Consider the following 25,785-nt stretch of genomic DNA (forward strand, 5'->3'; position numbering starts at 1 on the left):
TATGCAACGATTTTTTAAAAGTATCAACTTCGTAGAGCAACATCTATACGACAAAATTTCTGTTCACGAAATTGCCGCTGCCTCTCATTACTCCACCTACCACTTCAGCCGTATTTTTAAGGCATTAGTGGGGGACTCACCGAAAGAGTATTTGCGTAAGCGCCGATTAACCGTCGCCGCAAAGAGGTTGTTGAGTGAAGATATTGGTATTCTTGAGCTTGCGATGGAGTGCCAATTTGATTCCCAAGAAGCGTTTACTCGCGCGTTTAAAGCTTTATTTAATGTAACCCCGGCGCAGTATCGAAAGCAGCAAGACCCTTTCCGGTTGCTATATAAAGATCAATTTAGCCCCCATATGCTGCATTTTTTGCAAAATGAGTTATCCATGGAGCCACAAATTATTTCGCGCCCAGCGATGCAATTGGTGGGGGTAGTGCAGGAATACGATCATGAAAATCTCAGCTTGCCAAAGCTCTGGTCTGCATTTCGGCCTTACAGGGATAAAATCCCCAATCGTATCAGCGATGAATCTTTTGGCATCTATGAATGTTATGAAGAAGCGGGTGATGAAATTCAGTTTAAGTATGTCTGCTGTGCGCCGGTTGCCGACCTGACTCAGGTACCCGAGGGAATGGTGGCGCGGGAACTACCGGAGCAGCTATATGCAAAATTTGTTCACCGCGGATCTATTACCACCCTGGAACAGACATTGAAGTATATTTGGGGAAGCTGGCTGCCAAAGTCCAATTACGACTATATCGAGAGGCCGGACTTCGAGCTGTACCCACCCAGATACCAGGTTACCAGCCCGACAGCGGAAATGTATCTTCATATCCCGGTCAAAGAAAGGCTATAATCGCTTGGCAATAGCGTATTTTTCGCTACTCAATCTTTTCGGTTGCCTGACCCGCGTTGTATCGGTAATGCCCGGTAATTTTGAAGGAAAACAGCATATCTTCCAGCACGGGTCCAGCCCCGATATTGTGTGCGATCAAGTACCGGTTGGTTTTTTGTGAACGTTTCGCAGTCACAATACCGATATGCGGTAAATTACCAGGCAGCATCCAGGTAACGATGTCCCCTGGCAGATAATCCTCTGCCTTGTCACTTATTGAGAGCGATTGCCCTTTGCGGGTAAAAAAAACCTGTAGATTGGGTACTCGCCGGTGATCAATATTTTTATCTGGCCTGGAAAGTCCTCATATGCGTTTAGACGGGTAGGCTTGAAAATGAACCGATATATCCTCGTGAACTTCTTTTTGCAAATCGATCCCCAGCTCCCTATATGATCGAATCACTACGTCGGTAAAAACACCGGCATCAGCCGGCACATCTCCATTTGGATAGGGGATCGACACATAAGCAGGATCGTAGCGCACCTTATGATAGGTTCGCTCCAGAGCAGCTTCGGCTAAAGTTATATTTTGTGCATAACTGGAGGCTGAGAGTAAGGTGCTGAGCAAGAGAGGCATCAGCTTAAACTTATCTCCAGAGATCTTTAAAATTATATTGATAATCCTACTCCTACCCCATCGAATTTTTATCCTACAATAGACCAATAAAATGATCAGATATAATGATTGATTAAACATTTAAAGTGAAGATAAAATTTAGGTAGAGTTCACACTACTCGCGGATAAGTTGTACGTTTGTTCTATGCTTGAATGTTTGATGGATGTTCAAGATTACTTGTTTACCTGTCTGTGTGTGAATTGCTCTGATGCTTATTTAGATATCTGAATTGTTGTAAATTTAAGGATTAAATTAATGAGAGCTTTTATTGCATTTTTTCTGCTGTTTGTATTCTCAAATGCTAATGCTGCTGGTTGGATAAGTAATGATGGGAGTGCAAAATAGATTTTATAAATACGGAATCTGATATTGTTCGTATTTCATTTACCGCCGACGAGTATGGAAACCCTGATGAATGTGTGAGTGCTGAATATGCAATTTTAGAGAGCACTAACCCTATGTTTAATCAACATTATTCTTTATTGATGTCAGCTTTTGTAGCTAAAAAATCGATAAGAATTTATGGGGATGGTTGTTGGGTGGGATGGAATTCATCATATCCTGTCATAACTGCACTTTATATTTTAGATTGATTTTGAAGGTTGCTTTGCATTGAAGTAAGTTAAAAGTGGAGGTTGCCCCCCCGCCCTTAAGAGTACAGGGGGTAACCTTGGCTTCCTCATGCTGGTATGTCGGTCTATATCAACAATTTGGATATTCTTTTACTTCTGTCACAGTATAATTTTTGATGTGTTTTTAAGTGCGGGATTTGGTAAATTCTTGTTCTCGCCGGAATTATGAGGAGAATAATATTTTGGATTATTGGTCCGTTTTTATAAGTTGCGTGTGCGGCTTAAGTAGTCACTACTTTAACATTTGATCAATAGTTATCAGTCAGTATTCTGACAATATCAGATATCTATATTGAGCCCTTCGCAGTCATAATTCTGATATACGGCAAATTTCTGGGCGGTATCCAGGTAACGATATCTCAAGGCAGGTAATCCCCAGTCTTGTCACCTATGGAGGTCGATTTCCCTTTGCGAGTTGAGTACTCGTCGGAGAGCAATATTTTTGCCCGGCCTGGAAATCCCATGATATATTCTCGTGAACTTCTTTTTGCAGATAAATCCCCAGCTTCCTGGATGACTGAATTGTCAGGTCGGTACAAACGCCCGTATCTAATTGGTACATCTCAACTTGGGTAGGGAGTAGAGACGTATGCAGGATCGTAGCGTACCTTATGATAGGTTCGTTCCAGAACAGTTTTGTGCATAACTAATGGCAGAAATCAGGGTACCCAAAAATAGGAATATCCGTTTCACTAGGGCTCCAGTTTTTCAAGTCTAAGCTGAAATCCTATACTATCGTTTATTTACCCTGCAATACATCAATGACTATTTTACCTTTGGCTCTTCCTTTATTTAGGTAGTCGAGTGCTGATTGAGTTTCATGCATGGGGTAGACTCGATCAATAACCGGTTTCAAAAACCCTTTCTCAAGTAATAGAGCAAGTTCTGCGAGAGTAGCGCCACTTGGCCATGAATAGACGAGTTGAAGGTGCTGCCTCATCCTTTCAATTAAGGTATCTGACTCTTTAGCTTTGACGGAGACTGATACTAATAGACCATGTTTGTTAAGCACTTTGGCAGACCTTTCTAATACTTCTCCGCCTAAAGAGTCGAGTACAAGGTCATAATCCTCGAGTAATTCCTCAAATTTTTCGGTTTTATAATTGATAACAGTGTCGGCACCGAGTCGTTTGACTAATGCAAAGTTGGCATCACTGGTAGTTGTGGATATGAAAGCGCCAATATATTTGGCAATTTGTATAGCGATAGTACCGACTCCACCGGAGCCGGCATGAATAAGAACTTTTTGTCCTTTCTGTAACTTTCCCACTTCAACAAGAGATTGCCAGGCTGTTAAACCTACGAGAGGAAAAGCGGCACATTCATTATTAGAGAGATTGCTGGGGCGGATAGCGGCGTCCATTGCTTTGATTGAAGTATATTCGGCAATCGTACCCGCTTGATTTGTATCGGGTCGTGCAAATATCAAATCGCCAATCTTAAAATTTCTGACAGCGCTGCCAATTTCTACTATTGTCCCAGTAACATCGTACCCGATAATATGCGGCATTTTTACAGGCATTACATTTTGTAAAGCCCCCGAGATTGCCCAGTTATCGAGGGGGTTGATACTGGCCGATTGTACCTTTACTAAAATACTATTTTTATCCGGTGAGGGTTTAGGCATCTCTGCAATTTCGATGGGACTGCCATAAGACCTGATAATAGCGGCTTGCATATTTCACAGCTCTAAAATTAGAGGATTAAAAATTTTAGTGTGTTGAAAGACTTACTAGTTGAGTAACTGTAAAAAAATAACAATTGAAAAAGGGGCCCAAAGGCCCCTTTCAGCAGTAAGTATAGCCGCAATGGCTAGCGCAAGTTGCTGATACAGCGGTTATACTCGCGTATATAAATTTTACCACCTACTGCAGGGTTAGCGTTTGCCATATCTGCAGCGGCATTCATACACCCTTCGACCTGGTCTCTAGTCAGGCCCCAGGCTTGGGGGCGAGGCTGTGAACCACGGATGTACATGTCTCTCGGATTCTCATAGCTGCGGATCGCAGTGGGGGGCTGTACTCTATAGAAATAACGGCCCTGCTCGTTAAAGGCATAGAAGGTATTACCACTTTGGTAATAAGTTTTGCCTAGAATCTGTACCGGTTCAGCATTAGATGGGAGGCGCGTCATGCGGTCATCTGCATAACTGAAACCTGCAATAGAACACAAGAGCACCATTGAAACAAGATATCGCATAACGTCTACTCCTTCTCCTAGTTTGGCCACAAGTCTACTCAAACTAGGGAGGTGTCCCAATGTGCGGTAATGGAAGTTTCGGTTGTTGTAAAGGTATGTTTTAAGACCTGATCGAGATAACGACCCTGAATTCAATAGGTATTTTTTACATAAATGGGTTAAAGCAAAGAAAATATTCTAGATTATGTTTTTTTTATAGTAATCAAGACTTTTTTCTGGGAAGCCCTGCTAGAAAACGTATCTGTAAAAGTATGGGGCTGCGTCAGGGTAAACAATAAAAGGGAAGCAACTTTATATCTTCCTCTCAATACAAATCCTATTTAAGGGAAGTAAGCGAAAGATTTAAAGTATCAGATTTCTAGTTTTTTAATTTTCAATATCGCCTTTTCTTAGGGAATCTCTAGAAATTTTCATGAATATCCACAGGCTTTTTTGAGGCGGCCTTAAGCGATAGTCTGCTTTAGTGCATAGCTGCTTCTGTGGTGATTCTTTCAGACTTGCTCAGAGCCTTTAAACTGCAGGTTTTGTTAATTGTTTAAGCTGGTACTTAGCCCTGTAGATGAAAGAGGCAGACCTATATCCTCTGCTTGAGGGAGAATCATCGCTTCTACCAAGTAACGTGGCTCCTGTCGCACCAATAGCTTCATAATCTGATAACATCGGCGCAAATCCCTTCGTTAGATGAACTTTTATGAAACTGTTGCGTTCACTTCTATTCGTTGTGCTTGCCCTGATGGTGATATCTGCACTGGCTGCGCCGGGTTTTATCGGTCCCAAAGTGGAGGAGATATGGAAGCAACAGTTGGGCAGGTTACAGGGGGGCAACTCCACGGGCTATAAGCGTGGTTGGTTTGGCGCCGAGACCAATACCGAAGTTGCATTGCCGGATGGCACTACCCAGCTCAGCACAGAAATTCACCATGGCCCTGTGTTGCTCACTTCCAAAGGGCCGCGCCTGGGGGTGGTTTACACCGAGACCCGCCTGGAACTCGACCAGCTACAGCCTGAGTTACGCGCTCAATTGGAATCCATTTATGGTGCTTTACAGGCCAGCCCAGTGGTTCTGGAAACTCTGGTAACCGCCGACAACCGTGTATTGAATACCTTGCGTCTGGAACCCTTTAAGAATACTGGCTCCTTTGGCGAGTTGGAATTTGGGGGCGGTGAGATTGCGGTATCTACGGATTACAGCGGTGCTGTGCTGAACGGTATTGTGGAACTTGGGAGCTTGCGCCAAATACGCGATGGTATTGAAGTACTGTTTACTGAGCCTCTCAAGGGGGAGTTTGAGTACACGCCCGGTGAGGGTGGTAGTGCGGAACTGCGCTTGTCGTTACTGAGGACTGAATCGGACTCCGGCCCGGTTCAGTTGCGCGATGTCACCCTGGACTTGAACCTGGAAGAGCTGGCTGCCCAGACTCTGAAAATAGTCAGTGACCTGCAGCTGCCCACGGTGGACTCTGCAACACCGATTACCTCAGTGCGTCAGCAGATGACCCTGCCGCGAATTAAGACTGCAGACCTTGGGCATTACCTGCGTGTTTTGTTGCCCGCTCCTGAGCGGAATTGGGCTCGTGAAATGAGCCGGCCGTTGCGTCTGGAGCAACAGCTGGCGATTCAATCCCGAAATGGCCCGGTGCTGGTGGATGCTGATATTGACTGGCGTGGTATGCGCAAATCCTCCCGTCAAGGTGCCAGCGAGATCAACCAGTGGCTCAAACCACTGAAGGGCAGCATGACATTAAGCGCTGCGGAGCAAGCGCTTTTACAGTCCCCCCTTGTGGGGCAGACAATGCTTTTGCGAGATTATGGCCTGTTGATCGAGGACAACGGTGAGCTGCAAATGTATCTCAAGGTCAACCGTGGCCAGCTGGAAGTGAATGGAGAACAGTTGCCGGCGGACCTGTTTGTAATGGCCCTTACCGGCAAATTCTGATTGCCTGGATGCCAGCTGCTATCCCGGCAGCTGGCCCCAAACCGCAGCTGCGGTGCAGCCGCTAAGATCTCTAGCCCGTATTGCGCATGCCCGCTGCAATTCCTGCGATCGTGACCATCAGCGCACTTTCCAAAACCGCATCACTTTCCCGTTCACGCAAACGCGCCATCAGTTCAGCCTGTAACAGGTGCAATGGATCGGTGTAGGGGTCGCGTACACGAATGGACCAACGCATAACAGGGTTGTTATCCAGTAAGCTCTCCCGTCCGGTGAGCTGCTTTAAAGCCTCTACTGTATGTGCGAGCCGCTCGCGCAAACTGACGCCCAGGTGGATAAGGTCTGTATCTTTGGTGAGCCGTTCTTCATACCAGGAGGCGACGCGGGGATCAGCTTTGGCCAGTACCATTTCGAGCATATCCACAACGCCCTGGAAGAAGGGCCATTGACGGCTCATATCCTGCAGAATATCGGTTTCATCTGCGTGCTTAAGGGCGTTCTCCAGGGCGGCGCCCGTGCCCAGCCAGGCCGGCAACATCAATCGTATCTGGGTCCAGGCAAAAACCCAGGGAATTGCCCGCAGTGATTCGACACCGCCACCGGGTTTGCGCCTCGCCGGGCGGCTGCCCAGAGCCAGGCGGCTAAGCTCGGTTTCCGGTGTTACGGTGCGCAAGTAAGCTACCAGGGCGGGATCGTCCTGCACTACTTCCCGGTAGTTGCCGACAGAGACTTCGGTGAGTCGGTCCATCTCCGCGCGCCATTCTGAGCGCGGCTCTGCTGGAGGCATCAGTGTTGCCTCCAGAGTTGAGGCGACATACTGCTCCAGATTGTAAGCGGCTACGGAGGGGCGGCCGTATTTAAAACGAATCATCTCTCCCTGTTCGGTAACGCGAATGCGCCCTGCTATAGATCCTGGAGGCTGTGACAACAGGGCCATGCGGGTAGGTGAGCCGCCACGGGATATGGAGCCACCTCGGCCGTGAAAAAGGGTCAGGGGGATACCGTGGTTGCGGAATATCCCGGTGAGGGCTTCCTGTGTGCGGTATTGGGCCCAGGCAGCGCCCAGGAAGCCGGCGTCTTTGGCGGAGTCTGAGTAGCCGATCATCACTTCCTGTCCGTCGAGCACTCGCTGCTTGTACAGGGGAATATTCAACAGGGTACTCATGGTGGCAGCTGCACCATCGAGGTCGTCGAGGGTTTCAAACAGGGGAACCACTCGCATTGGCTCCTGCACCCCGGCAATTTTTTGCAGCAGCATTACCGCGAGAACATCGGAAGGTGTGGTGGCCATAGAGATAACATAGGCACCTAACCCCTCAGGGCCTTGCTCGGCAATGACCTTGCAGGTCTGTAAGACCTCGCTAACCTCATCGTCACAACAGTCACTGCGGTAGAAATTCTCGTCAACCAGCGGACGACGGCTGTCCAGTTCGGATACCAGGAATTCCAGCTTCTCCTCCTCGTTCCAGCTACTGTAATTGCCCATGCCCAGATAGCGCGTAATGGCATCCAGGGTGTCGGCGTGGCGAGTGGACTCCTGCCGTATATCCAAGCGCAGCAGGGTGATACCGAAGCAGTTGAGTCGCCTCAAGGTGTCCTTGAGCTGGCCGTCGGCGATTGCAGAGAGGCCCACAGCCCGAAGGGAGCGGTCAATCAGGCTCAATTCGTCGGCCAATTGTTCGCTGGTGGTAAAACCGAGGCCCGAAGGCTCTGCGCGCCGCCCAATGCGGGCCTCCATTTTCTCCCGAGTAATTTGCAGCCGGTCTCGAACCTGGCGCAGTACCAGGCGATAGGGTTCGTGGCTGGGGCCGGTGCGGTTCAGAAACTCCTCGCTGGCGCGGTGCATGGACAGGTCTGCGAGCAGGTTTTCCACATCGCGGAGATAGAGGTCGGCCGCCATCCAGCGGGCCAGGTGCAGGACCTCCCGAGTGACGCCAGCGGTAACATTGGGGTTACCGTCCCGGTCTCCCCCCATCCAGGAGGCAAAGTGGATAGGAACCCAGTCCACCGGCAAAGAGGGCAGCTTGGCAAGGGCCAATTCGTTATCCATTTCCCGCATACTTCTGGGAACCGCCTGCCACAGGGATTGTTCGATAGTGGCAAATCCCCACCTCGCTTCGTCAACCGGGGTGGGCCTGGAGCGGCGGATCTCGTCGGTGCTCCAGGCGGACAGAATCTGCTCCTGTAGGTGGCGGCGTAAATCCAGGGATTCCTCAGTAGTCAGGTCCGGTCTATCGAGAGTGTTGAGTAAATCCGCAACCCGATCATATTTGCGAATCAGCGTGCGGCGGGTAACTTCGGTGGGGTGAGCGGTGAGGACTAGTTCTACGGATAGCTCTTTGAGCGTTGCGTGGATTTCATCTGGAGATTTGCCCGCCTTGCTCAATTCCGCCAGTACCTGGCGCAGGCCGCGATCGGTATCGGGATCTCCGGGAAAGCGCTGATGCTGGCGGTGAAGGCGTTCGCGATGGCGCTGTTCGGCAATATTGGCCAAGTTAAGGAATTGGCTGAATGCGCGGGCCACTTCCAACAGGGTTTCGTCATCAAGAGGGTCGAGTAATTGTCGCAGGTGGTCCACCTGCATCGCGCCCTTGCTGCGGCTCTCCACGGCCGCCTGGCGAATGGTTTCTACAGTATCGAAAAGCGGCTCGCCAACCTGATCACGCAATACTGCGCCGAGTTCTTCTCCCAGCAGGCGTACATCTTCCCGTAGCGGGGCATTCTGGTCCTGGCTCACGAATCTATTTCTCCCTGTTAACAACGTGGTGAAAGTAAATCGAATGGCATGTTCGCATACTTTGCTCCAAAGCATGCAATGTTGCAGTTGCAACCTTTGACGGATATGGGGTTGAGAATATAGCTGAGAAAAGATCACCACAGGCTTGTGGTTATTCAATTGATATTATCTTTATCGGTGCGGGAAGGTGGTTATTTGTAATGAGAAAATTCTGAATTAATTATCTATGGGATTTAAATGGGCCCAAAATAGATTGGACCCAAAAATCGAAATACTCATAGTTAATATGCGGGACGGCGGTCGATCAGCACCAGCCATCCGCGAATAACCCGATAGATTACCCACACCCAGTTAATCGCAAGAATCAGGTAGCCCAGCCCCAATATCCAAATGGTCAGGGAGCCAACAATAGTCCACAGTAACCAAAACCAGAAAGTGCGAATCTGCCAGCGAAAGTGTGATTCAGCCAGGGTGCCGCGAACATCACTGCGCTTGAAGTAGTTGATCAATACCCCTATAAAAAATGGTATTGCAGTAAATAAGCTGATCGCCTGGATCAGGTAAACCATGATGGCCAGGTCGCGTCCACTTTGTTCTCGGGCTTCCTGGCTGCGTTCGGGATACTGCTCTGACATAACCTTTTTCTCTCTGCTATTTACTCCAATATAGTGTGGTGCAAATAGTGCTTTTCAACTTGGCTGCGCTGGGATGGCCTATTTGTGCGGTGGGCTGCAGGGGTGTCCCCAGGCGAACTATTACCCGCTAGCAGTGTGTGGGCTTTGGATTGGGCCACACCACTAATATTTATTTAAGTGCCCACTCCGTGTGAACATTGCGTTCGCGCCAGGCCTTTAGCTGCCGCACGGATTCGCGCATAAGCTGTAACAGTTCTGTGCGCTGTTGGCGACAGTGCTCCCTCTCACTATCGATGGAGAGGTTGGCGGCGAGGGTGCGCAGACGAGACGCTATTGTTTCCAGGCCGACTTCAACAGCAGAGCGAGCCAGCTTTTGCGCCTGCTGTTCCGCATCCAGCCAGTGACGGCCGGTAATAGCGCTGGTCAGCGATGTAACGTGTTTTGGCAGTGTAGCAGTGCGCTCGCTGAGTAATTCGGCAAATGTCTGGTGATCTAAAGTATCCCTCAGGCGGAACAGGGTATTGGCATTCAGGAGGCGAGTGGGTTTTGCCCCTTGGGGGCCGGCGATGCCCTGGCTCCGACGAACGGCCCAGCTCAACAGTTGCATCAGTTGCCGATCGCCGATGGGGTGGGTTAATACACCGGTAAATCCCCTGGCCTGGTAGCGCTCTTTATCGCCGGAGCTGGCATTTTGTAATAGGGCAAAAATAGGTAATTCCGCGCCTCTCTCTCGGCGGATTTCCCGCACTGCTTCAACGCCGTCCATCAGTGGAAGGTGGGTATCGGTTAAAATCAGGTCAAATTTCTTTTGCAATGCAGCGCTGCTGCCATCGATCCCGTTGCACTCCCGCTGTATTTTATGGCCCATGCTTTCCAAAGTGGGTTGCAGGGAGTCGTGCTTATTATTTTCAATGAGTAATACTGATAACTGCTTGCCGGGAGTGCGTTGATTTTCAGTGGGTAGTTTCAGCTCCACTGTTTCAACATTGCCGCACTGGTGTAAATCCTCAAGGGATTTAAGGACGCTGTTTAATTGTCTTTTTCCAATTTCTACCAGGGCGCGAGTATTGTTGTCCTCGCTGCGAGCCAATAAGTTTAGAGTGCCGAGAAGTGTATCCAGGGGGTGCTGCAAGTGGTGCCGGGTTATGGTGAGGAGATCGGATTTCTCATGACGCAATTGCTCCAGCTCACTTCGGGCATCAGACAGCTGTTTTTCCAATGCGGTAAATTCACTGTTGCGGCTGTGTACCTGTTGGAAAAGATTACTATTTTCCTTGCTCAAATTTTTAAGTCTAGCGTTGCTGTCATGGGCCAAATGCCGCAACTTAGCTTGTCTATTTATTGCAAAAGCACAAACCATTAATAGAAGAACAGCGGGTATTCCCACCCAAAAGAGTGGAACCTGACTTTTTAGCGTGGCGATAACATTGGCCTGTGCAGTGCTCGATAAAAATACTGAGCCCAATACCAAAAAGCCGAGGCAAATGGCACGTAAGAATACGTGGCGCGGGGGGACTCCCCCAGATAAAGTGGTTTCTATCATCCTTGTAACCAACGTTATTTAAATTGGACTAGATCCTGCAGTCCAAAAAGGTTTTTATACGACTTGTTTTAATGGATACCTAGGCACATCGAAGATTTTTGATACTGCAATAAGGCTGCTTTTGGTACAAGGGAAATTTTTTCGCTGTCGTGAAAATTGTGGTGGCGCCTCAGTAATCGTACCAATGGGCAAGTTGCCTGGTGGCCCCGTAAGTTCTGCCCTGGGATTGAGCGGACAGCTAATGGGCGGAGAGATAATCTACAGATTGCATCTGATTACATGGAGGGATCTGGTGGCAATTAATGGGAAAAGGGGTGTGATTTGGCGACAACCTGGGAGCAGATTGCACTGGGGTTATCGCCAGGAAATCGATTTCAGGCGGCCTGGGGAATACGCTCCTGCAGTAATTCCAGCATACGCTCTGAAGGGAGGAACAGGCGGATACCATCGCAGTGGGCCAATAATTCCCGATAAAAATAATCGAAATGCGTACAGCCCAAAATGAGGATCTGTACCCCACTTTTCACCAGTGCTGAGACTAAGTCATCGAGCGCATGCTGCTGAACGATCATTTCTGCAGCGAGGCCGTCCTCGATGTCTTCTACGATTTGCAGGTTGCCGATACCAATGACTTTGGCCGTCGTATTGCGCTCGAGTATTTCTCGTTCGATGTTGGCGCAGCTCTGGCAGTTGGCGGCGAGTAGTCCAAAGTTGCGATAGCGCTGGGTAAGTTCAGCGTATACCTCTAGAGGGGATACCACCTCAATGGGGGAGGCGGCTTTCACTGCTGTCATATCCACCGCACCGGAAAGTGAGTTGCAATAGATCATGGCCGCTTCCGCGCCAGCTTGGTACAGCTGTTCTATGGCTTCGATTAACTGCTTTGTGAGAGCGTCGCGCTCCAGTGCCTGCAATTGGGTTTGGGCCTGGGGAGAGGACGATAGGGACAGGCCCACTCCACGAAGCTGGCGTGCGGCGAGGAAGTCCAATCCGAAGCGGGTATCTGTGGGGGTGCCGGCGACCACGCCAACGGTCATAGAACTGTTTTCAATGGCGTTATCGGTCAACACAGTCATGTTCCTTTCTCGTGATGCTTAATCGAGTATCGGTGCCCCTCAGGCAGCGCGCCTACTCCACAGGGGGGCCAGTGTATTAATCCACACTCGGCGCACCCAGTCGAGATAAATTCCATAGGGTCGCCCGAGAGCCCCTGCGATCAGCATGAATGTAATACTGGCGGTGGCAATTTCGTCCCAGCTGGCGCCACCGAGGCGCATATTGGCCATATAAAGCGGGAACTGGAAACTGAGGAAGACAAAAGTATCAACCAGGTAGGCATTGATAAAACCACCGCCGCCAAAACGGTTCACAATCCAGCAACGATACATGCTGAACGGGCGGGCGATAAGGGTATTAAAAACCAGAGCCATCAGGCGGACTTTCAAATGTTCGCTCCAGCTCATACCAGCCAGAACCAGCTCGATGGGGATTGCCACGGCCCAGGAGAAGCTGTTCATGGCGAAAATGTCCAGCACGAAGTCCCAGCGGCGCGCACCAGAGGCCTTTTCTTCAGGGGCATCTGGACTGGATGGTGATAGTGCGGGCGCGGACATTGGGCAAACAACCTCGTAGACAGTGGCCACCGAAACAACTTTGGTGGCAGGCCGGCGATTATATCTACAATTTGCATAAAAGCTAGCCTTACATCTCGACTGTTAGTTTCTGCCGATACATTTGTCCTAATATTTAATAATTTATTAATCTAACTATCTTGATGTGGAAATATGGCTGCTGGCCACTAGTGGTTAGCTCCGGTTAATATGCAACTCTTTGCATAAGATGAGTTGGAGTTTTCATGTCCCTGCGCTTTGCCGTTCTGACTTTGCTGGATATTGAGCCCGGCAGCGGCTACGACTTGAAGCGGCGTTTTGAGCGCAGCGTCTCGCATTTCTGGAGTGCCAGTCATCAGCAGATGTACCGCGAGCTGCACAAGTTGCATGAAGAGGGTCTGCTGGACTGTGAGGAGATGCCACAGGCAGGCAAGCCAGATAAAAAGGTTTATAGCCTCACCGACCTGGGGCGCACCGAACTGCGGGACTGGGTCATACAGCCCAGTGCACCGCAGAAGATTCGCGAGCCCTTCCTGGTTAGGATGTTTGCCGGCCACAACCTGAGCAATGATGAGATGCGTCATGCCCTGGAGGCTCAACTGCGTCAACATTGCAGTTCCCTGGCCAATTACCAGGAGCAAAATGAGCGGGTGTTAAAGAGTGAGAAAGCCCTGCAGGAGCGCTACTGGCTGGCACATCAAACGTTACTGCTGGGTATTGAGGCGGAAAAGACCTGGATCAGCTGGGCGGAAAATTTGCTGAGACAACTCGATAACCCATAAAAAAACCGGGCTATGCCCGGTTTTTTTATGGGTGTGGAGCAAGTCAGATTGCGATTTTCTCCACTACCAGACTGCCGATCGAGTAACCGGCTCCAAAGGAGCAGATAATTCCCCGGTCGCCTACCTGCAAGTCATCGCTGTGCATATTAAACGCGATAACTGAGCCGGCACTTGCGGTGTTGGCATAGCGGTCCAGAACGATAGGCGCACGCTCGATGCTGGCGTCGTCACCCATCAGTTTCCTGGCAATCAGGTTGTTCATATTGATATTGGCTTGATGCAGCCAATAGCGGCGAACACTGCGGGGGTCTGTGTCCGTCTCTCGCAAGTGATCTTCAATATGCGATGCCGCCATAGGGCAGACTTCTTTAAATACCTTGCGACCATTCTGGCGGAACAGCTTGCCGGGGCCAAAGGGATCTACATCGGCAGCGCGCGCGGTGTAGCCAAAGTTAGAGCGGATATTGTTGGAGTAAACGGTTTTTGCTTTAGTGCCGAGAATTTCCCAGGCGCTGCCGACATTGCAGGTCTCGCGGCGCTCGATGATGCTGGCTACTGCCACATCGCCAAAGATAAAGTGGCTGTCGCGATCGGTGAAATCCACTTGTGGGGAGGCCAGTTCGGCGTTAATCACCAGTACGGTTTTGGCGGAGCCTGAGCAGATCGAATCCACAGCGCGCTGGAGGGAGAAGGTGGCAGAGGAGCAGGCCACTTCCATATCAAACGCAAAACCGTCGATGCCCAGTGCACCCTGGATTTCGATGGCGATAGCAGGGTAGGCGCGCTGCATGTAGGAGGCGCCCACAATTACCATGTCGATGTCGGAAGCCTGTTTGCCGGCTTTGTCCATGGCTAGTTTAGCCGCCTTCAAACCTATCTCGGCTTGCACACTCAATTCGTCGTCAGCGCGTTCAGGGATAAAGGGACGCATTCGTTTAGGATCAAGAATACCATCGCGGGTTACCACATAACGGCTCTTAATGCCGGAGGCCTTCTCGATAAACTCTGCGGAAGATAAAGGTTTTGCAGGGCGCTCACCGGCCTCGATCTCTTGTGCATGCTCAAGATTGTACAGCTCTGCATAGCTGTTATAGGCGCCTACCAACTCTTCATTGCTAATAGATTCTGGTGGAGTCCACAGGCCGGTGCCGCTGATGACAATGCCCCGTGGCAACTTGTATTCACTCATCGCTGAATTCCTGGCCCGCGACAGCAAAATGCGGGCAATTTAGTCGCTGTTTAGAACCTTAGCAGTGCTGGCAGGTGAGGGACTGAGGTGCCAGGACGGCAAGGCAAGATATTGTGACGTTGGTGTGACTAGGGGTCTATCTGTAGTCGCGCCGAACAGTCATGGCGTTCTGGCCAAAACGAAAGCGCTGACTTTTTTTGCCCCGGCCGCGAGCAGCTGGCGAGTGGTGGCTTCCAGGGTGGCACCGGTGGTCACAACGTCGTCCACCAGACCAATGTGGGCACCCTGAATTTCCCTGCGAACAGTGAAGCTTTCTGACAGATTTTTCAGTCGTTGGTTGCGGCTGAGTTGGGACTGGGTTTTGGTGGAAGTGGTCTTGCGCAGAAGCCGGAGTTCCACCGGAATATCCCAGTGCCGACCCAGTCCACTGGCGATGAGTTGGGCCTGGTTGTACCCCCGTTGCCAATAGCGGCGCCAGTGCAGGGGAATTGGGGTGAGCAAGTCCGGGGTATCTTCTGGAGGCCACAGCTGGCGGGCCGCCAGCTGCGTGAGGCTGTCTCCAGCGGCCAGGTCCCGGTGGTATTTGAAGCGCTGGATTAAATGGTTAATCGGGAAAGCATACTGCCAAGCGGCACTGATTTTTGTGTAGGCGGGAGGTCTCTGTATACAGCCCGCACAAATACTGTTTTTTGCCGCCGCCAGGGGCAGGGCACAGTAGCGGCAGCCACAGTTCAATACTGGCAGCTCTCCAGTGCAAGCTGAGCAAATTCCAAACTCTCCCGAGGCTCCGCCACAAAGCATGCAGCAAGTCAGACTTTGGGCCAGGTTTTTATTAAAAAACTTGTAAACCATGTCTTGTCATCCAAGTTGACAGCGGTTTGGCCACGGCTAAACTGGCCAGTCTGGTGGATTGAGCTGTAAATGCTCATCAGAGGCTGTGGCCCAACTCCACCAGGGCCTGCCAACAGGCTGTGAGTATCCGATTTTAATAACCAACAGAGAGAGTACGCCCTGTGACTGCCGCCCAGCAAATGCCCGCCGCAGAGATCCGCCACGACTGGACCCGCCAGCAGGTACTGGATCTCTTCGCCATGCCGTTTAGCGACTTGATGTTCACCGCGCAACAAGTGCACAGGACTTACTTTGATGCCAACCGGGTACAGGTGAGTACTCTCTGCTCCATCAAAACCGGTGCCTGCCCAGAGGACTGTGCTTACTGCCCGCAAAGCGCTCGCTATGACACCGGCCTGGAGCGGGAGAAACTGATGAAAGTTGAAAAGGTTTTGCAGGAGGCCCGGGCGGCGAAAGCTGGTGGAGCTACCCGCTTCTGTATGGGAGCCGCATGGCGTTCACCAAAGAAAAAAGATATGCCTTATGTGACCCAGATGGTGCGTGAGGTAAAGGCATTGGGCATGGAAACCTGCATGACCCTGGGCATGTTAAATGATGACCAGGCCCAGGAGCTGGCCGATGCGGGCCTCGATTACTACAACCACAACCTGGATACCTCGCCCGAGTATTACGGGGAGATTATTACCACCCGCACCTACCAGGATCGTTTGGAAACTCTGGGCCGCGTGCGCGCTGCGGGAATGAAAGTCTGTGCTGGCGGTATTGTGGGTATGGGAGAAGGCGACAAAGATCGCGCAGGGTTGCTGATGCAACTGGCTAACCTTCCAGAGCACCCGGAGTCAGTACCCATCAATATGCTGGTAAAAGTTGCCGGCACTCCGCTGGAAGAACAGAAAGACCTTGACCCCTTCGAATTTATTCGTTGCATTGCTGTGGCCCGTATCATGATGCCGAAATCCCATGTGCGCCTCTCGGCCGGCCGCGAGCAGATGAGCGATGAAATGCAGGCAATGGCTTTCCTTGCCGGCGCCAACTCAATTTTCTACGGTGAAAAACTGCTGACGACCGCCAACCCTGAAGCCAACGAAGATATGCAGCTGTTCAACCGCTTGGGCATTAAGCCGGAAGAATACCAGCAGTATGCCGATGAGGCAGAGGTCGAAGCGGAATTGAACGCGCAGATCACCGAACAGCAAAACGATGCCTTTTTCTACGATGCGGCCAAATGACCCTGGATGAAATCCTGCAACAGCGCATAGATGAGCGCCACCGGCAGAACCTCTACAGGGAGATAAAGACACTGGACCGCGCACCCGGGCCGAGAGCTCGGGTCGATGGGCGCGAACTGCTGGTATTTAGCAGCAATGACTACCTGGGGCTGGCCAGCCGCGCGGAAGTGATCGCGGCACAGCAGGCGGGAGCAGAGTGCGGCGCCGGCGCTACGGCCTCCCACCTGGTCAATGGGCACCTGGATATTCATCACCATTTACAGCAGTGCATCGCCGAAGTGACGGGGCGGGACGCGGCGTTGGTATTTTCCAGTGGATATATGGCCAATATCGGCACTATCTGTGCCCTGTTGGGGCGAGCCGATAATATTGTTTCGGACAAGCTCAACCACGCCTCACTGATCGATGGTGCACGTTTGAGCGGCGCCAACAGTCTGCGCTTTGTCCATAACGATCTCGCTGCCCTTGAGCGCCAACTGCAGCGTGCCGCATCCCGGGGTGGTAACACCCTGGTGGCGGTGGATGGTGTTTACAGCATGGATGGTGACTTGGCGCCTTTGGCTGAGATTGCCACTCTGTGTAAACAGTACAGCGCCTGGCTAATGGTTGATGAGGCCCACGGCTTCGGTGTCATGGGTAGTAGAGCGCATCCATTGGCGGGCAGCTGCGCCCTGGCTGGTCTGTCTCAGGAGCAAGCCCCGGTCGTGATGGGAACCCTGGGCAAAGCGGTAGGTAATGCTGGCGCCTTTATTGCGGGCTCCCAGCCACTGATAGATTTCCTGACCCAGTTTGCGCGGCCCTATATCTATACCACCGGAATGACCCCAGCAGTGGCTGCTGGCGCCTTGGCGGCTATCGAACTGATTCGCGATGAGCCCCAGTTGCAGGGGCGGTTGCAGGATAATATTGCCTGTTTTCGCCGAGGAGCTGCACAGCTCGGCCTGCCTCTGGAGGCTTCGATTAGTGCGATACAGCCCCTGGTATTGGGTTGTGAAAAAACTGTTTTAGCGGTCGCCGGGGAACTGCAGGAGCGCGGGCTTCTCGTGGGGGCAATCCGCCCGCCTACGGTGCCTCAGGGCACAGCGCGTTTACGCATTACCCTGAGCGCTGCGCACCGAGCCGAGGATATAAATGAATTACTTAGCGCGCTGCAGGAAATTTTGCAGGGCGCGGGGGTGCTGGAAAAGTGACACGGGTTGAACACTTGGTTTTCCTGCACGGGTGGGGCGGGGACGCTCGTATCTGGCAGCCGCTTCTCGAAACCCTGGCTAGCAACACAGCGGTAAAACTCCACTGCATTGAATTGCCGGTGTTTGCTGCGCAGAGTGGTGAAGACTGGCCCCCGCTGGATACCCTGCTGCAGAAACTTTACAGGCAACTTCCCTCCAACTGCATTCTGGTCGGTCACTCCCTCGGCGGTATGCTGGCTGTTCGCCTGGCTTCTTTGACAGAGCAGGACAAAGTATTAGGGCTAGTGACCATAGCGGCCAATGCCTGCTTTGTTGAGCGAGATGGCTGGCCTGGTATGGCCGAGACCACTTTCGAAGCTTTTTACAGCGCTTTTACAACGGCCCCAGACAGTACCTGGGAGCGCTTCTGCTCACTGCAGGCACGGGGTGATACCGCCATGCGCTCTTTGCTTAAAAGCCTTAAGACGCAAAAGCCTCAAATGAATAATGACGCCTGGCGGGGAGCCCTGCGCTGCCTGGCGGAGCTGGATAATCGGCAGTACCTGGCAAACCTGTCATTGCCGGCGCTATTTCTGTTTGGTGATAGGGATGCCTTGGTACCCATTGACGCCGCTGGGGCCATTGAGGCGATTGGGGGCGATGTTGAGGTGATAGATGGTACGGGTCATTTACCCCACTGCTCCAGGGCTGATATTACCGCTGAATATTTACTCGAAATTATGCGGCGTGTTGGAAATTCCCCGGCGGAGCCGTTTGATAAGTCGGCGGTAGCCCGCTCTTTCACCCGTGCAGCACAAAGCTACGACGATTGTGCCTACTTGCAGCGGGCGGTTTGCCGGCAGCTGTTGTCTCAGGCCGATGTTAACCGGGTGCCTCGTACGATTCTTGATTTGGGCAGTGGCACTGGTTTTGGTACCGAACTGCTGCGCCAGCGCTTTCCTCAGGCACAAATTATTGCCCTGGACCTGGCGGAGGGGATGCTGAAATTTGCTCGGGCGCAGAGACCAGAAGCGGATGGTTACGTTGCTGCCGATGCTGAACAGCTACCCCTTGCAGCGGGCAGCATAGATCTGGTGTTCTCAAGTATGGCGCTGCAATGGTGTTATCGCCTGCCGCAGTTGTTTGCAGAGCTGCAACGGATAATGGTCCCCGGAGGGCGGTGCCTGGTGGCCACTCTGGGGCCCAGAACCCTGGTGGAACTGAAGCAGAGTTGGGCTCAAGTGGATGGGGGGGTGCACGTGAACCAGTTCCTACCCGCCGGGCAGTGGCGTGAAGCCGCGCTGCATTGTGGTCTCGACGGGCAGGTAAGCGATGAGCTGCGCCGTTTACACTTCGACAGTCTGCGCCAGTTGATGCGGGAGCTTAAGGGCGTCGGTGCACACAATATTAACCGGGCAGCTGACAAAGGTATGACCGGTCGCCGCAAGCTCCAGCGCTTGTCGGTATCGTATGAGGAAAAGCGGCAAGAGCGGGGACTGCCGGTGACCTATGAGGTGATCTATATGAACCTCTCCACCAGTGAGGCAAAAAAGGCCGGCTGACCTGTGCCTGTCACAGCGCAGGGCGAGCCGGGTGCAAGTTTGAAGAGATCAGGGGTAGATATCGATCGGGATGGGTGTCTTCACCAGAGCCCAGATTTCATCCATCTCGCGATTGGAGGCAACGGCGATACAGCCATCGGTCCAATTGGTGCTGCGCAGGTGTCTTTCCATATATGACCACTGCGGCTTGATACCGTGGATCATGATATCGCCACCAGGACTGACCCCCATTTTGGCTGCTCGTGCACGGTCTTGCTTGTTGGGGTAGGACACGTGAATAGAGCGGTAAAAGCGACTGTTGGGGTTCTTCCAGTCCAGGGTGTAACGGCCCTCGGGGGTGCGCTCGTCCCCCTGGCGAACTTTGTGTCCCCTGGGGTTATCTCCAAATGACACTGTATAGCTTTTAACAACACGGCCATCGCGTATCAGCTGCATCAGTTTCTTGGACTTGTAGACCACAACGTGGTCAACGGGATCGACTTTTGCTGAGGCGAGAAGTGGCGCCAGCAACAGCAGGGCAAGAGTCAGGTATCTCATGGTCTTTAAAGCAGTTAGGGTCGTTGTCAGTTATTTCGCAATTACTCCGCGTCCCTGCAGCTTTATTCCCCCAAAAGAGGGTTATTGTGTGAGCGCAGCCCCGTGCCTTGTTATCGGTATGTGGCTCAATGTGTTTAATATTTGCGCTACCCGGTTAATTTATCACCATGTTTGTGGCGTGAAAAGTCACGGTAAGAAAAAAACTAAATTTTTTCACAAGAGGGGCAGAGGCCTTGGCAAAAACTTTCTTCATTGCCGGTACTGATACCGAGGTCGGCAAGACATATGTGAGTGCCGCGTTGCTATCAGCAGCGGCAACCGCTGGCTTGCAAACCGCTGCAGTAAAGCCTGTAGCTTCCGGTTGCGAGCGCACAGATGATGGCCTGCGCAACGAGGATGCCTTGCTGCTTACCGAGGCCATGACCCTGGAAATGCCCTATCAACAGGTAAACCCCTTTGCCCTGGAGCCCGCTATTGCCCCGCATATTGCGGCTGCAGAGGCCGGCAAAATGTTGAGTGTTTCGCGAATGGCCGGTGTCTGTCGGGGGGTGATGTCTGCAGGAGCTGACCTGGTGTTGATTGAAGGTGCCGGTGGCTGGCGCACGCCACTGGGACCCAGGAGCTTTCTCTCACAACTGCCGCGGGAGTTGAATCTGCCAGTTGTACTGGTGGTTGGGATGCAGCTCGGGTGTATCAACCATGCACTGCTCACTGTTGAAGCGATTCGCCGCGATGGTTTGCAGCTTGCGGGCTGGGTGGCGAATTTTGTCCGTGATGGGATGGCTCGCGCAGATGAGAACCTGCAAACACTTAAATCTCTTTTGCCCACCCCCCTGCTCGGCACCCTTCCATTTGATTCCCTTGCTGACTACCGTAACGGGGCTCAACACCTGGATATAACTCCGCTCTTATCCCACTGATCTCTACTGCAGTTTGCCGGGTTCGAAAGGGCCCGAGACTGTTGACATTGGAACGCTTCGGCCCTAGATTCAAACGAGCGTTTGAAACACTTGAATGAGGACCGGGAGCATGGCCGACTATAAAGCGCCACTACGGGAGATGAATTTCCTGCTACATGAAGTATTCGCTGCAGAAAAACTCTGGGCGGAACTGCCTGGATTGGCCGGAGCGGTTGATCGGGAGACTGCAGACGCAATTCTCGAAGAGATGGCCAAGTTGGCTGCCAACACCCTGGACCCGATTAATCGCACTGGCGATGAAGAGGGCTGCAACTGGAGCGAAGGCGTTGTAACCACACCCAAAGGCTATAAAGAAGCTTACGCCACCTTCTGTGAAGGCGGCTGGGGCGGGTTGCTGGGTAACCCTGAGTACGGCGGCATGGGTATGCCGAAGATGTTGGGTGCCCAGGTTGAAGAGATGATCAATGCTGCGGGTATTTCATTTGCGCTCTATCCCATGCTGACCAATGGTGCCTGCCTGGCAATCGATGCCCATGCCAGCGAGGCACTGAAGGAAAAGTACCTTCCTAAAATGTATGAGGGAACATGGGCCGGGGCGATGGACCTGACTGAGCCACATGCGGGTACTGACCTGGGGATTATCCGCACCAAGGCTGAGCCTTGCGAGGATGGAAGCTACAGCATTACCGGTAGCAAGATATTTATCACTGGCGGTGACCATGATCTGTCAGAAAATATTATTCACCTTGTTTTGGCCAAGTTGCCGGATGCACCTAAAGGGCCTCGCGGTATATCCCTTTTCCTGGTTCCTAAGTACCTGGTTAATGAAGATGGCAGCTCCGGCGAGCGAAATCATGTTAACTGTGGCTCTATTGAGCACAAGATGGGTATCAAAGCATCTGCGACTTGTGCGATGAACTTCGACGGTGCCCAGGGGTGGCTGGTTGGCGAAGTGAACAAGGGGCTTGCAGCCATGTTCACCATGATGAATTACGAGCGCCTGGGTGTGGGTATTCAGGGCCTCGGTGCTTCCGATCGCTCTTACCAAAACGCTGTCGAGTACGCTCGTGACCGTATTCAGAGCCGCTCTCCAGCGGGGCCTAAGCAGCCAGAGAAGGCGGCGGACCCAATTATTGTGCACCCGGATGTGCGCCGTATGCTGCTCACGCAAAAAGCGCTGGTGAGTGGTGGTCGCGCCTTGTCCACTTACGTGGCCAAGTGGTTGGATGTTGCCAAGTTTGGTGAGGGAGAACAGAAAAAGAATGCCGAGGGGATGGTTGCACTGTTGACTCCGGTTACCAAGGCATTCACTACTGATATGGGGCTCGATTGCACTGTTCTCGGCCAGCAGGTTTTTGGCGGGCACGGTTATATCGCCGAGTGGGGTCAGGAGCAGTTGGTGCGTGACGTGCGCATCACCCAGATCTACGAGGGTACCAATGGCATCCAGGCCCTCGACCTGGTAGGGCGCAAGACCGTTGCTAATGGCGGTACCTTATTTGAGCTGTTCGCCTCCGATGTACAGGGCTTTATCGACTCTCAGGTAGACAGAGAGGAAATGGCGGAGTTTATCCAGCCTCTCGGCACTGAGCTGCAGCGCCTGCGCGAAGCGACTGAGAAAATGATCGCCGCGGCTAAGGACGATCCCCATGCGCCGGGCGCCGCCTCGGTAGAATATCTGCACTTATTCGGCTATGTGGCTTACGCCTTCATGTGGGCACAGATTGCCGCTGCTGCGCTACCGAAAGCTGAAGCGGATAGCTTCTATAAGGGCCAGTTGAAGACTGCGCGCTTTTACTTCGCGCGCCTGTTACCGCGCACCTTGGCATTGGCCGGTAGCGTTATTGCCGGCAGTACGACCCTGATGGATTTGGAGGAAGAACTCTTCTGAGTGGAGTCCAGCAAGATACAAAAAAGCCCCACTATGCGGGGCTTTTTTGTGGAGCTGGCAAGGGCTTTCTCCTACACTCAGGACACAAAAATAACGAGCGAAAGTGCCCATGTTAGATCCCGCCCAAAAGAAACTCTCCGATGAAGATCAGGCCAAGGTCGATAAATACCTGCACTCCGGCGTAAACAGTGTGGAGCGCAAGCCTTTCCGCCCCTGGGTACTGCTGCTAGGCCTGGTAGCGCTCCTCACTCTGCTGTCACTATTGAGTCTGTATATCGCCCAGACAAAAGGTATTGTCTAGCGTCGCGAAGAGTTACCTAGCTGTAACAGATGCTGCCATTCGTCTTCAGTAACGGGTTGAATAGACAGGCGTCCCTGTTTTACCAGCACCATTTCTGCGAGCTGGGGTGTCTGTTTGATCTCTGCGAGCGGTACTGGTCGCTGAAATTCACTTTGCCAACGGATGTCCACACAATACCAGCGAGGCTTGTCGGCAGTGGCTCTGGAGTCGAAATATGTACTCTCAGGGTCGAACTGTGCGGGGTCAGGATAAGCTGCGCGAACCACCTCAGCCGTGCCCACTACTGCGGGAACCTTACAGGCACTGTGATAAAACAACACACCGTCTTCCAGTGTGACTTTGTCGCGAAGGAAGTTGCGCGCCTGATAATTGCGGATACCATCCCAGCGGCCGTAACCATTGGTTTCGGCGTAGAGGTCCTGGAGGCTGTACTCGTCGGGCTCAGATTTAAATAACCAGTACGTCATGCGGCAGTTTGTCTCTTTGCTGCGCCGGTTGGTATTTCGCCGGCTTTCGGCGCCATTTAGTATGAAGGTGCCGAGCAGTGTCAAATCGGCACACAGATTTTTACCCAATTAGCGGGAGATTATGGGAAGCAAAACACTTCAGTGGCTCTCAGAGAAGCTGTCGAGTCATCGCTCACAGTACTGGGCCCTGCAGCTCAGTGGCTGGGGGGGCTATACCCTGTTAACCTTTGTGGGCAGTTTTTTCTGGGTGAATGACCACTGGATACATTCGGGCTACATCATAGTTGCCACTACCGCCGGTGTTGTTCTCAGCGCGAGCATGCGTTTCGGATTTCACCGATTGTGGAGCAAGCCCCCGGCTGTACGCCTACTGGGTTCACTGTTACTGGTAGTGATGGCTGCGTTGATTTGGGCAGCGATTAAGTTCAGCGGCTCGCTGTGGCTCTACGGCCATGATGGCGATGAGCATCCGTTTCTCCTGGCTATCTACTGGTTTACCTATTCATTTCTGATTTTGATGACCTGGGCGGCGCTCTACTACGGGATCAAGTACTACCGCGCTTCCCAGGCCCAGCAGGAAAAAGCGCTCAGGGCGGAGTCCATGGCCCATCAGGCTCAGCTGAAAATGCTGCGCTACCAGTTAAATCCGCACTTCCTGTTTAACACCTTGAACGCGATCTCCACCCTGATCCTCGATAATGATGGGCGCACTGCCAACAATATGGTGACCCGACTGTCCCAGTTCCTGCGCCACTCCCTGGACAATGACCCGATGCAAAAGGTCACCCTGGCGAAGGAAGTTGAAGCGCTGATGCTGTACCTTGATATTGAGAAGGTGCGCTTCGCCGATCGACTGGGTGTGAACCTGGACTTGCAGGGGGAATCTCCCCAGGCCCTGGTGCCGAGCCTGCTATTGCAGCCTCTGGTTGAAAATGCGATCAAATACGGTATTTCACAGTTGGAGTGGGGCGGTGAAATTGGTATCAAGTCGCGGGTCTTTGCCGGAGAGCTGTTACTCGAGGTAAGTGACAATGGTCCTGGCATGTCGGAAGAGGAATTGCGCCTGATTGGCAAAGGTTACGGTGTGGGTATTCGCAATACCTGCGAACGCTTAAAGGCCCTGTATGGTGATGACCAGAGAGTGCGTTTCCGCAATCGTGCGGAAGGGGGCTTGTCGGTAAATATTCGTATTCCCTACGAACAGGAATGAAAAATGAGTGCAGTAGATACCCTGAGGGCAATCGTTGTCGATGATGAACCCCTGGCACGTCGCGGCTTGCGGCTACGCTTGGAAAAATTGGCAGACGTCGAGGTGGTTGCAGAGAGTGGCAACGGGCGCGATGCGCTGGAAAAAATACTGGAACTGAAGCCCGATGTGGCGTTTGTGGATATCCAGATGCCCGGCGTAAACGGTTTGCAATTAGTGCAATTGATTCCCATGGAATCTCTGCCCCATGTGGTATTTGTCACTGCGTATGATCAGTACGCCGTGGAGGCATTTGAAATCAATGCGGTGGACTATGTATTGAAACCCATTGAGGAGGAGCGACTGGAACTGGCTCTATCCCGGGTAAGGGAGCAGAGAGCCAATGCAGATATCGCCAACCAGCGCGAACAATTACTTGAGGCTGTGGCTGACCTGACCAAGGAATCACCCGAGGCCCTTGAACAAAAATTGGTGACTGGTCAATTTGCCGGCAGTGCTTATCCCGACAAAATTGCGGTCAAGGATGCGGGCAAAATAACTTTGGTGCCCTCCAGCGAAATCGACTGGATTGATGCTGCCGGCGATTATATGTGCGTGCACGCCCGTGGCGAGACCCATGTAATGCGCATTACTATGAAAGAGCTCGAACAGCAGCTGGACCCAAAACTGTTCCAGCGTATCCATCGTTCAACCATTGTCAATTTAAGTCGGGTACGGGAGATTCGCGCCCATATTAATGGGGAATACCACTTGGTACTGGATAGCGGCGAGTGCTTAAAAATGAGTCGCAGTTACAAAAATAAAGTGCAGCACTTCCTTTAACCTATATGGCCAGTGGCCCCATACAATGTGAGGTTGTTGGCCTGATCTAAATTTCC

General features: G+C 52.1%; 23 protein-coding genes and 1 pseudogene. 11 read left to right on the top strand and 13 right to left on the bottom strand.

What is annotated here, in order from left to right; all coding sequences use genetic code 11:
* Nucleotide 1 precedes the first annotated feature (1 nt).
* Nucleotides 2-856 carry a GyrI-like domain-containing protein gene (locus tag BTJ40_RS01960; RefSeq protein WP_108731543.1) on the top strand — a complete coding sequence of 285 codons (855 nt, stop codon included), beginning with the start codon at nt 2-4 and terminating at the stop codon, nt 854-856.
* 25 nt (nt 857-881) lie between these two features.
* Here the strand turns inward: BTJ40_RS01960 and BTJ40_RS01965 are convergent.
* From BTJ40_RS01965 to BTJ40_RS01980, 4 genes and pseudogenes are all read right to left on the bottom strand, one after another.
* Nucleotides 882-1,592: pseudogene (locus tag BTJ40_RS01965) on the bottom strand (DUF1287 domain-containing protein).
* Between the two features lie 940 nt (nt 1,593-2,532).
* Nucleotides 2,533-2,706 (bottom strand): DUF1287 domain-containing protein, encoded by a 174-nt coding sequence (locus BTJ40_RS23005; protein ID WP_108731544.1) that lies wholly within the window; start codon nt 2,704-2,706, stop codon nt 2,533-2,535.
* Nucleotides 2,707-2,883: 177 nt separating this feature from the next.
* On the bottom strand, nt 2,884-3,822 hold the full coding sequence (locus BTJ40_RS01975; protein WP_108731545.1) for an NADP-dependent oxidoreductase: 939 nt from the start codon (nt 3,820-3,822) through the stop codon (nt 2,884-2,886).
* Between the two features lie 134 nt (nt 3,823-3,956).
* A complete protein-coding gene (locus BTJ40_RS01980) occupies nt 3,957-4,343 on the bottom strand; it encodes a hypothetical protein (protein WP_157953861.1) in 387 nt (128 codons plus the stop codon).
* A gap of 691 nt (nt 4,344-5,034) precedes the next feature.
* Between BTJ40_RS01980 and BTJ40_RS01985 the strand changes: the two genes are divergently transcribed.
* Nucleotides 5,035-6,279 (top strand): DUF945 family protein, encoded by a 1,245-nt coding sequence (locus tag BTJ40_RS01985; RefSeq protein ID WP_108731547.1) that lies wholly within the window; start codon nt 5,035-5,037, stop codon nt 6,277-6,279.
* A gap of 70 nt (nt 6,280-6,349) precedes the next feature.
* Here the strand turns inward: BTJ40_RS01985 and ppc are convergent, their stop codons facing one another.
* The 5 genes from ppc to alaE all read right to left on the bottom strand — a co-directional run bounded on the left by ppc (nt 6,350) and on the right by alaE (nt 12,804).
* A complete protein-coding gene (gene ppc, locus BTJ40_RS01990; RefSeq protein WP_108731548.1) occupies nt 6,350-9,013 on the bottom strand; it encodes a phosphoenolpyruvate carboxylase in 2,664 nt (887 codons plus the stop codon).
* A gap of 281 nt (nt 9,014-9,294) precedes the next feature.
* Complete coding sequence (locus BTJ40_RS01995) at nt 9,295-9,648, bottom strand: hypothetical protein (protein WP_108731549.1); 354 nt, start codon at nt 9,646-9,648, stop codon at nt 9,295-9,297.
* 169 nt (nt 9,649-9,817) lie between these two features.
* Complete coding sequence (locus tag BTJ40_RS02000; RefSeq protein ID WP_108731550.1) at nt 9,818-11,191, bottom strand: response regulator; 1,374 nt, start codon at nt 11,189-11,191, stop codon at nt 9,818-9,820.
* Nucleotides 11,192-11,565: 374 nt separating this feature from the next.
* Nucleotides 11,566-12,267 carry an aspartate/glutamate racemase family protein gene (locus BTJ40_RS02005; RefSeq protein WP_238152104.1) on the bottom strand — a complete coding sequence of 234 codons (702 nt, stop codon included), beginning with the start codon at nt 12,265-12,267 and terminating at the stop codon, nt 11,566-11,568.
* A gap of 39 nt (nt 12,268-12,306) precedes the next feature.
* On the bottom strand, nt 12,307-12,804 hold the full coding sequence (gene alaE, locus BTJ40_RS02010) for an L-alanine exporter AlaE (protein WP_108731551.1): 498 nt from the start codon (nt 12,802-12,804) through the stop codon (nt 12,307-12,309).
* Between the two features lie 242 nt (nt 12,805-13,046).
* Between alaE and BTJ40_RS02015 the strand changes: the two genes are divergently transcribed.
* Nucleotides 13,047-13,583: a PadR family transcriptional regulator gene (locus BTJ40_RS02015; protein WP_108731552.1), complete on the top strand. Its 537-nt coding sequence runs from the start codon at nt 13,047-13,049 to the stop codon at nt 13,581-13,583.
* Nucleotides 13,584-13,626: 43 nt separating this feature from the next.
* Here the strand turns inward: BTJ40_RS02015 and BTJ40_RS02020 are convergent, their stop codons facing one another.
* Together BTJ40_RS02020 and BTJ40_RS02025 are read right to left on the bottom strand one after the other, a co-directional pair.
* Nucleotides 13,627-14,772 (bottom strand): beta-ketoacyl-ACP synthase III, encoded by a 1,146-nt coding sequence (locus BTJ40_RS02020; RefSeq protein ID WP_202862851.1) that lies wholly within the window; start codon nt 14,770-14,772, stop codon nt 13,627-13,629.
* Nucleotides 14,773-14,931: 159 nt separating this feature from the next.
* Nucleotides 14,932-15,624, bottom strand: coding sequence for a ComF family protein (locus tag BTJ40_RS02025; RefSeq protein ID WP_108731553.1), 693 nt, complete (start codon nt 15,622-15,624; stop codon nt 14,932-14,934).
* Between the two features lie 179 nt (nt 15,625-15,803).
* Here BTJ40_RS02025 and bioB point away from each other — a divergent pair, with 179 nt between their 5' ends.
* Genes bioB through bioC form a run of 3 tightly spaced genes read left to right on the top strand, consistent with a single transcriptional unit; the run spans nt 15,804 to nt 19,584 of the window.
* Complete coding sequence (gene bioB / locus BTJ40_RS02030) at nt 15,804-16,853, top strand: biotin synthase BioB (RefSeq protein WP_108735133.1); 1,050 nt, start codon at nt 15,804-15,806, stop codon at nt 16,851-16,853.
* Complete coding sequence (gene bioF / locus BTJ40_RS02035; RefSeq protein WP_108731554.1) at nt 16,850-18,043, top strand: 8-amino-7-oxononanoate synthase; 1,194 nt, start codon at nt 16,850-16,852, stop codon at nt 18,041-18,043. The genes bioB and bioF overlap by 4 nt, the downstream gene beginning before the upstream one ends.
* Complete coding sequence (bioC, locus tag BTJ40_RS02040) at nt 18,040-19,584, top strand: malonyl-ACP O-methyltransferase BioC (RefSeq protein WP_108731555.1); 1,545 nt, start codon at nt 18,040-18,042, stop codon at nt 19,582-19,584. Before bioF ends, bioC begins: the two co-directional genes overlap by 4 nt.
* Nucleotides 19,585-19,632: 48 nt before the next feature.
* Here bioC and BTJ40_RS02045 read toward each other — a convergent pair whose 3' ends face one another.
* Nucleotides 19,633-20,121, bottom strand: coding sequence for a murein L,D-transpeptidase family protein (locus BTJ40_RS02045; RefSeq protein WP_108731556.1), 489 nt, complete (start codon nt 20,119-20,121; stop codon nt 19,633-19,635).
* A 233-nt stretch (nt 20,122-20,354) separates the two neighbouring features.
* Here BTJ40_RS02045 and bioD point away from each other — a divergent pair, with 233 nt between their 5' ends.
* From bioD to BTJ40_RS02060, 3 genes are all read left to right on the top strand, one after another.
* Nucleotides 20,355-21,041, top strand: coding sequence for a dethiobiotin synthase (bioD, locus tag BTJ40_RS02050; protein WP_108731557.1), 687 nt, complete (start codon nt 20,355-20,357; stop codon nt 21,039-21,041).
* Between the two features lie 109 nt (nt 21,042-21,150).
* Nucleotides 21,151-22,932 (top strand): acyl-CoA dehydrogenase C-terminal domain-containing protein, encoded by a 1,782-nt coding sequence (locus BTJ40_RS02055; protein WP_108731558.1) that lies wholly within the window; start codon nt 21,151-21,153, stop codon nt 22,930-22,932.
* Between the two features lie 109 nt (nt 22,933-23,041).
* Nucleotides 23,042-23,233 (top strand): DUF3094 family protein, encoded by a 192-nt coding sequence (locus BTJ40_RS02060; RefSeq protein ID WP_108731559.1) that lies wholly within the window; start codon nt 23,042-23,044, stop codon nt 23,231-23,233.
* Here BTJ40_RS02060 and BTJ40_RS02065 read toward each other — a convergent pair.
* Nucleotides 23,230-23,700, bottom strand: a complete 471-nt coding sequence (locus BTJ40_RS02065) for an EVE domain-containing protein (protein ID WP_108731560.1) — start codon at nt 23,698-23,700, stop codon at nt 23,230-23,232. The genes BTJ40_RS02060 and BTJ40_RS02065 overlap by 4 nt on opposite strands.
* A gap of 121 nt (nt 23,701-23,821) precedes the next feature.
* Here BTJ40_RS02065 and BTJ40_RS02070 point away from each other — a divergent pair, with 121 nt between their 5' ends.
* Both BTJ40_RS02070 and BTJ40_RS02075 read left to right on the top strand, forming a co-directional pair.
* A complete protein-coding gene (locus BTJ40_RS02070) occupies nt 23,822-24,910 on the top strand; it encodes a sensor histidine kinase (protein WP_108731561.1) in 1,089 nt (362 codons plus the stop codon).
* 3 nt (nt 24,911-24,913) lie between these two features.
* Entirely contained in the window at nt 24,914-25,729 is an 816-nt protein-coding gene (locus BTJ40_RS02075) for a LytTR family DNA-binding domain-containing protein (RefSeq protein ID WP_108731562.1), read from the top strand.
* Nucleotides 25,730-25,785 lie beyond the last annotated feature (56 nt).

It is taken from the genome of Microbulbifer sp. A4B17 (assembly GCF_003076275.1).
Lineage (GTDB): Bacteria > Pseudomonadota > Gammaproteobacteria > Pseudomonadales > Cellvibrionaceae > Microbulbifer.

Excerpts from the sequence above, each read along its gene's own strand:
- BTJ40_RS02025 (WP_108731553.1), bottom strand. The coding sequence starts at position 15,624 with ATGGTTTACAAGTTTTTTAATAAAAACCTGGCCCAAAGTCTGACTTGC.
- BTJ40_RS01960 (WP_108731543.1), top strand. The coding sequence starts at position 2 with ATGCAACGATTTTTTAAAAGTATCAACTTCGTAGAGCAACATCTATAC.
- BTJ40_RS02005 (WP_238152104.1), bottom strand. The coding sequence starts at position 12,267 with ATGACTGTGTTGACCGATAACGCCATTGAAAACAGTTCTATGACCGTT.
- BTJ40_RS02070 (WP_108731561.1), top strand. The coding sequence starts at position 23,822 with ATGGGAAGCAAAACACTTCAGTGGCTCTCAGAGAAGCTGTCGAGTCAT.
- BTJ40_RS02045 (WP_108731556.1), bottom strand. The coding sequence starts at position 20,121 with ATGAGATACCTGACTCTTGCCCTGCTGTTGCTGGCGCCACTTCTCGCC.
- bioB (WP_108735133.1), top strand. The coding sequence starts at position 15,804 with ATGCCCGCCGCAGAGATCCGCCACGACTGGACCCGCCAGCAGGTACTG.
- BTJ40_RS01985 (WP_108731547.1), top strand. The coding sequence starts at position 5,035 with ATGAAACTGTTGCGTTCACTTCTATTCGTTGTGCTTGCCCTGATGGTG.
- bioF (WP_108731554.1), top strand. The coding sequence starts at position 16,850 with ATGACCCTGGATGAAATCCTGCAACAGCGCATAGATGAGCGCCACCGG.
- BTJ40_RS01980 (WP_157953861.1), bottom strand. The coding sequence starts at position 4,343 with ATGCGATATCTTGTTTCAATGGTGCTCTTGTGTTCTATTGCAGGTTTC.
- BTJ40_RS02060 (WP_108731559.1), top strand. The coding sequence starts at position 23,042 with ATGTTAGATCCCGCCCAAAAGAAACTCTCCGATGAAGATCAGGCCAAG.
- BTJ40_RS02065 (WP_108731560.1), bottom strand. The coding sequence starts at position 23,700 with ATGACGTACTGGTTATTTAAATCTGAGCCCGACGAGTACAGCCTCCAG.
- BTJ40_RS02015 (WP_108731552.1), top strand. The coding sequence starts at position 13,047 with ATGTCCCTGCGCTTTGCCGTTCTGACTTTGCTGGATATTGAGCCCGGC.
- BTJ40_RS01975 (WP_108731545.1), bottom strand. The coding sequence starts at position 3,822 with ATGCAAGCCGCTATTATCAGGTCTTATGGCAGTCCCATCGAAATTGCA.
- BTJ40_RS02055 (WP_108731558.1), top strand. The coding sequence starts at position 21,151 with ATGGCCGACTATAAAGCGCCACTACGGGAGATGAATTTCCTGCTACAT.
- BTJ40_RS02000 (WP_108731550.1), bottom strand. The coding sequence starts at position 11,191 with ATGATAGAAACCACTTTATCTGGGGGAGTCCCCCCGCGCCACGTATTC.
- BTJ40_RS02075 (WP_108731562.1), top strand. The coding sequence starts at position 24,914 with ATGAGTGCAGTAGATACCCTGAGGGCAATCGTTGTCGATGATGAACCC.
- BTJ40_RS23005 (WP_108731544.1), bottom strand. The coding sequence starts at position 2,706 with ATGTACCAATTAGATACGGGCGTTTGTACCGACCTGACAATTCAGTCA.
- alaE (WP_108731551.1), bottom strand. The coding sequence starts at position 12,804 with ATGTCCGCGCCCGCACTATCACCATCCAGTCCAGATGCCCCTGAAGAA.
- BTJ40_RS02020 (WP_202862851.1), bottom strand. The coding sequence starts at position 14,772 with ATGAGTGAATACAAGTTGCCACGGGGCATTGTCATCAGCGGCACCGGC.
- BTJ40_RS01995 (WP_108731549.1), bottom strand. The coding sequence starts at position 9,648 with ATGTCAGAGCAGTATCCCGAACGCAGCCAGGAAGCCCGAGAACAAAGT.